We start from the raw sequence: 5,945 nt of genomic DNA, 5'->3' as shown, positions 1-5,945 counted from the left end.
TGTGCTCGAAACCAAAATTAAATGGGAATTCCTTACTGGCTATATTTTAAAAAACCCAAGCAATTGCTTGGGTTTTTCTATAAAATATTTACTCATCAAATTTTATACTCCTATTTTGACTCAAAGGCACTCTAAGTAATGAGCCATACAAGTTCTATTTTTATTAGAGATTACTTGCTTTTAGTTCTATTTCCTCCTGCTCCTTTTGTATTTATGGCGTGATCAACACAAACACCATCTTCTATTTTTAAGAAAAAATCAACTGCTCTACTGCTCCTCTCTGTTTCAACAACAGCTGTATTTGAGCTTCCTGAATTAGTGGCTCCCCAACTCCAATCTACAGTTAATGTACAAGTTCCGTCTGGACAATCACCAGTTGGTATTGTACATTCACTATCTACAACAATATATTGGGTACTTTCACCTCCACATCTTTTGGTAATAGTAAACTCTTTAAAAACAGCTTTTCCTGCACCACCACCACCTAATATTGATGCTGACGTATCGTCAACAGCTACATCTGAACTTACTGCATTCAACAGCTGTGGGGAACTTTTGTCTATTTCACTTTTAATGGTTAATGGACTATGTTGTCTTTTACCTGTAGGCAAACCACTTGCTGCATCTCTAGGACTCACTACTTCGGTGACCGTATTATCTGTAGCAGCTACACTATATTCTTTTATAAACACTGCAGGCTCATGCAGTCTTTTTCCTTTTCCTATTATTTCAATTTGGGTAGCTGATGGTTTGTTGTGAAATGCAAATGCAACAAAATAACCTGTTTCTGTAGCAGTCACCCTGCATTTAATATTCTTTTTTAAATCGTACCCTGCTGTTTTTGCAAGGGTTTCTTGAGCAAATAATTGACTTGTAACGCATGTAATTGCCACAAGTACTACTACTAACAATTTTGTTTTCATAATTTTTAATGTTTAAATTTTTTTAGTTATTTAATAATAACTACAGTAGGCTTAAAAAAAGTGGTATTTATGAATCCTCATAAATTTAATTTTAAAAAAATTGAATGTATCCCAAGTAAAGATGTACGTCTTTGAAAACTTATCATGAATGAGTTCCCTTATACGTTTAAAACAACGACAACATCTTGTATATTGTTAACAGCCCTATTTTCTGAATAGGTTGTAACATTTGTAGTCTTTTTAACTTAATAATTGGTGGAATTGCTTTGAACTTGACAACGTGTACAACGATACAGTACAAGCATCTACAACAATCATTAGCCGTCCATAACAAGTTAATTTACAAATTTCCTTACTTTCCTCCTTAAGAAAATAAAGAACCTTTTTTTTGTTTATGAATTGCCTATCAAATATATAAAAATAATTATATGATAATTATCATTTTTAACAATTAACATCATTTCTATGCTAATTGGTATATTTATCGTGTTTTATCTTATGTTATAGTACCCAAATTGTTATCAGCTAGTAGATCTCATTCAACGATAGATGGCGCTGTAAAAGAATAACGGTTCAACTTCTCCTATTTACTAATAACGGTGGTGGCTCGCCATTAAAAGGATTCCAGCGAGCAATACTTTTTGCGTCCATACCAGAGGCACGTACAACAGCTCTATCTCCGTAGCGTTCGCGCATTTTATCCATCGCCTGGTATAGATTCATCATTTTATCATTGTCTTCAAATAAATTAATTTGATGTCCACCACTTACCAAATGGCTAAATTTTACACCAATTAACCGTACTAATAATCTACGCTGATACAAACTTTCATACAATTCCATGACAATGGGTAATATGGCATGGTCTGATGAACTGTAGGGAATTCTTTTTTGCTTGGTATAGGTTTGAAAATCGGAATACCGAATTTTAAACGTCACACAAGCTGTTAATTTATCGCCTCTTCGCAATTGAAAAATTAAGTTTTCGGCCATTGCCACAATAATACTTTTTAGTTTGGTAACATCTGTTGTGTCTTTATCAAACGTGCGCTCTGTTGAAATAGATTTTCGTTCGTGGTATTTTATTACGGGCGTGTTATCAATACCATTGGCTTTTTTCCAAATTGAAGTGCCGTGTTTTCCAAAAACGCGCGTCATCATATCAACAGGCATTTCCTGTACTGTTTGTATGCGTCTAATGCCTAAATCGCATAACGAATTATAGGTTTTTTCACCAACCATTGGAATTTTACGAACAGATAAGGGCGCTAAAAATGGTTTTTCAGTTCCCCTATTAATTTTTAGCTCGTTATTTGGTTTGGCTTCGCCGGTAGCAATTTTTGAAACTGTTTTATTCACAGACAATCCAAAAGATATAGGCAATCCCGTTTCTCTAATAATTTTTGTTCTTAATTCTGAAGCCAATTGATGACACCCAAAAAACTGGTCCATTCCTGTTAAATCTATATAAAACTCATCAATAGAAGATTTTTCATACAACGGAACACTTTCATTAATTACGTCCGTTACCAATTTTGAATATTTGGTGTAAATACCACTATTGCCACGCAATACAATGGCTTCTGGACATAATAATTTTGCCATACGCATGGGCATTGCAGAATGTACGCCATATTTACGGGCTTCATAACTGCAACTTGCCACTACGCCTCTATCGGAAGTTCCGCCAATTAACACCGGTTTTCCTTCCAATCTGCTATCTATTAAACGTTCACACGATACAAAAAAAGTATCTAAATCCATATGAACTATGGAGCGTTCTAAACTACTCATACTTTTTCAATTTTTGGTGGTGTTGCATATCTTACATCTTGTACAATGGCTAATTTTTCTAGCTGTTCAATTTCTATATTGATACAATCAAATTCTTCCATCACTTTACCGGTTAACCTATAAACGCCCCTACCTTTTAACGGCTGTTTTTTTACTGAAGGTGGAAAATGCACCGTATCAATATGATTGCCTTGTGTGTCTATAAAAGTTCCAAAATACATGAGCTCTCCTTTTGAAGTTATGGTGCGTTTTGCAGTAACATAGTAACCATAAACAGTGACTGTTTTTCCTATATAATTTGGTAAATCGTTGGCAAACAAATCCTGTTTTAAAGGTGCTGTTAGTAATTTAAACGGACTGTCCAATGTAAAACCAATATATTGTAATTCATCAAAAGCATCTTCTAATGTTGAACTTGTTAATTCTGGTGTATTATAGGTTACTTTTTCCGATTTAAATAACGTTGAAATGGTTTCTTCTAGCGCCACTTTGTGTACTTTCATATGTGCTTCCCATAACAATTCTCGCTTGTTTCTTTTAGTAAATTGAAATGCATTCACTTTAATTAAAATAGCGAGTTGTTCTAATGAAATTGCCACGCGATCTATAAAATCGTCCAAGTCTAAAAACAAGCCATTTTTGGTTCTTTCTTCCACAATTTTTTTAGCATTTTTCAATTCAAAAGAATGCAACATAATAAAGCCTAAATAAATGTTTTTCCCTTCAATATAATTTTGATAATACGCTTTATTTATACTTGGCGGATGAATAATTCCACCGTTCATTCTAGCTTCGTGCACATAATATTCTGGTTGGTAAAAACCTCCGAAGTTATTGAGGGTTGCCACCATATATTCCAACGGATAATAAGCCTTTAAAAACAAACTTTGGTAACTTTCAACGGCATACGATGCCGAATGTCCTTTGGCAAAAGCATAGCCAGCAAAACTTTCAATTTGTCGCCATATTTCTGAAGTCAGTTCAAAAGAATGTCCTTTTGCTTTACAATTATCAAAAAATTGATTTTTTACTTTTAAAAATTCTTCTTTCGACCTGAATTTCCCACTCATTCCGCGTCGTAGCATATCGGCTTCTCCCAAACTTAACCCACCAAAATAATGCGCGACTTTTATGACATCTTCCTGATAGACCATTACGCCAAACGTTTCGGGCATAATTTCTAATAAAATTGGATGCGCATCTTTACGCCTTTCTGGGTTTCTGTAACGTTTAATATATTCACGCATCATCCCAGATTTTGAAACACCTGGCCGAATCACAGAACTGGCCGCTACCAAACCCAAATAATTATCTACTTGTAATTTTTTAAGCAACATGCGCATTGCTGGAGATTCTACATAAAAACAACCAATGGCTTTGGCATTTTTAAGCATTACTTTTATTTTAACATCTTCTTTAAAACGCTTGATATCATGAATATCAATGGCTGGATGTGTTGGATGGTTGTATTTTACAATATCTACCGCTTCACGGATTTTTCCCAAACCACGCTGACTTAAAATATCAAATTTGTACAAGCCAATAGCTTCTGCTACCACCATATCAAACATGGCTGTTGAAAATCCTTTTGGTGGTAAATACGTGGCTGTATAATAATGAATTGGTTTTTCTGAAATTAATATTCCGCCCGGATGAATGCCTAAATAATTGGGGAATCCTTTAATGTATTTACTGTAAATTAATACCAATTTAGATAAATTATCTAATTGGTTTGGGTTGAAATTTTGAGTTGTTAGCTTGTCTATTTCTTCTTTTGGTAAGCCAAATACTTTCCCTAATTCTCTTACGGAAGCTCTATATTTAAACGTATTATAAACTGCAATTAAAGAGGTGTTTTTAAAGGTTTTAAAAATATAATTCATAATATCATCTCTATCGCGCCAAGAAAAATCCAAATCAAAATCGGGCGGATTGGTGCGGTATAAATTGATAAAACGTTCAAAATATAAGTCGAGTTCTATAGGATCTACATCTGTAATTCTGAGTAAATAAGCCACAATACTATTGGCGCCACTTCCACGGCCAACATAATAGTATTGATTACTTCGGGCATATTTTAATATTTTCCAGTTGATTAAAAAGTAGGATACAAATTGTTTTTGTCTGATAATTTCCAACTCTTTTTCCAAGCGTTCAAAAACACGTTTTCCAATTTTTTGGTATCTGTAATTCAATCCGCCATACGCCAGTTTTCGCAACAATCTAAAATCAAGGTCTTCATTATTAGTATACGAAGTTTGATTTTTAGGAGCGTCTTTTGAAAAATCAAATTCAATAGAACAACTATCTACTATTTTTTGTGTGGTTGCCATTATTTCAGGAAACTCACTGTATACTTCTTTCAGTTCCTTTTCAGGCAACATCACATCCGTTTCTTTTCCTTGTTCAGAAATTGGAAGTTTACTCAAAAGTGTATTGTTATCAATAGCTCTTAACAATCGGTGGGTATTAAAACCTTTTTTATCTTGAAAAGAAACGGTTTGTAAAATCACTAATTTTTCTTGTTGAAATCTCCATTTTGAAAATTTTAAATGATTTAAATCGGAAGGTTTTATACCTATATATTCATTGTCGTTTAATTTATATACCTCATTCTGAAAAGGATAAATCACATAAGTATCTGATAGGTTTTTAGCCTTGTTTGGAACGTCCATTTTAGCTGCATGTAAAAATTCAGACAAGTAAGAATTGATGTAATGCAATCCGTTGTTGTTTTTAGCAATTAATATGAATTGTTGTTGCGCTCCATTCCTAAAATCAACGCCTAAAACAGGTTTTATTCCCTGTTTTTTTGCCAATTGTACAAATTCTAAGTTTGCTGAAGTACTATTAATATCCGTTAAAACCAATGTAGAAATACCCAACTGAAAGGCTTGTTCTACAAGGGCTTTTGGAGAAATAGTCCCGTACCGTAAACTGTAGTAAGTATGTGTATTTAAATACATTTATCAACAAAAATTATTTAACTAAAATCTTTTTGCTAATTTAGCTCATTATAAACTCAAATGTTGCTCATATATTTAGCATTGTGAATTATTTATCAAAAAACATACGGTACATTAGAACTTTAAAAAGGTTATCGCAAGAGCAATTTGCAGATGATTTAAACGTATCGCGTTCACGCATTAGCTCTTATGAAGAAAATAGAGCCAGACCTCCCATTAGTTTTTTAATTGCCTTATCTGATTATTCTAAGATTACTATGGA

The 5,945-nt window shown here is 33.5% G+C and carries 4 protein-coding genes; 1 reads left to right on the top strand and 3 read right to left on the bottom strand.

From position 1 onward, the window contains the following. Nucleotides 1–170: 170 nt before the first annotated feature. The 3 genes from JEY78_RS15660 to JEY78_RS15650 all read right to left on the bottom strand — a co-directional run bounded on the left by JEY78_RS15660 (nucleotide 171) and on the right by JEY78_RS15650 (nucleotide 5,683). Nucleotides 171–923 (bottom strand): type VI secretion system tube protein Hcp, encoded by a 753-nt coding sequence (locus tag JEY78_RS15660; protein ID WP_291853652.1) that lies wholly within the window; start codon nucleotides 921–923, stop codon nucleotides 171–173. Nucleotides 924–1,496: 573 nt separating this feature from the next. Beyond that, nucleotides 1,497–2,717, bottom strand: coding sequence for a DNA polymerase IV (gene dinB, locus JEY78_RS15655; protein WP_291853649.1), 1,221 nt, complete (start codon nucleotides 2,715–2,717; stop codon nucleotides 1,497–1,499). Continuing rightward, entirely contained in the window at nucleotides 2,714–5,683 is a 2,970-nt protein-coding gene (locus tag JEY78_RS15650) for a DNA polymerase III subunit alpha (protein ID WP_291853646.1), read from the bottom strand. The genes dinB and JEY78_RS15650 overlap by 4 nt, the downstream gene beginning before the upstream one ends. Before the next feature lie 83 nt (nucleotides 5,684–5,766). On the opposite strand from JEY78_RS15650, the gene JEY78_RS15645 reads away from it, so the two are divergent. After that, nucleotides 5,767–5,945: helix-turn-helix transcriptional regulator (locus JEY78_RS15645; protein WP_291853654.1), on the top strand; the 179-nt coding region annotated here is incomplete at its 3' end.

Source organism: Lutibacter sp. (assembly GCF_016342705.1).
In the GTDB taxonomy this organism is placed as follows: Bacteria; Bacteroidota; Bacteroidia; order Flavobacteriales; family Flavobacteriaceae; genus Lutibacter.
The sequence above is the reverse complement of the archived record's forward strand: the minus strand, read 5'-3'. Positions and strand labels throughout refer to the sequence as shown.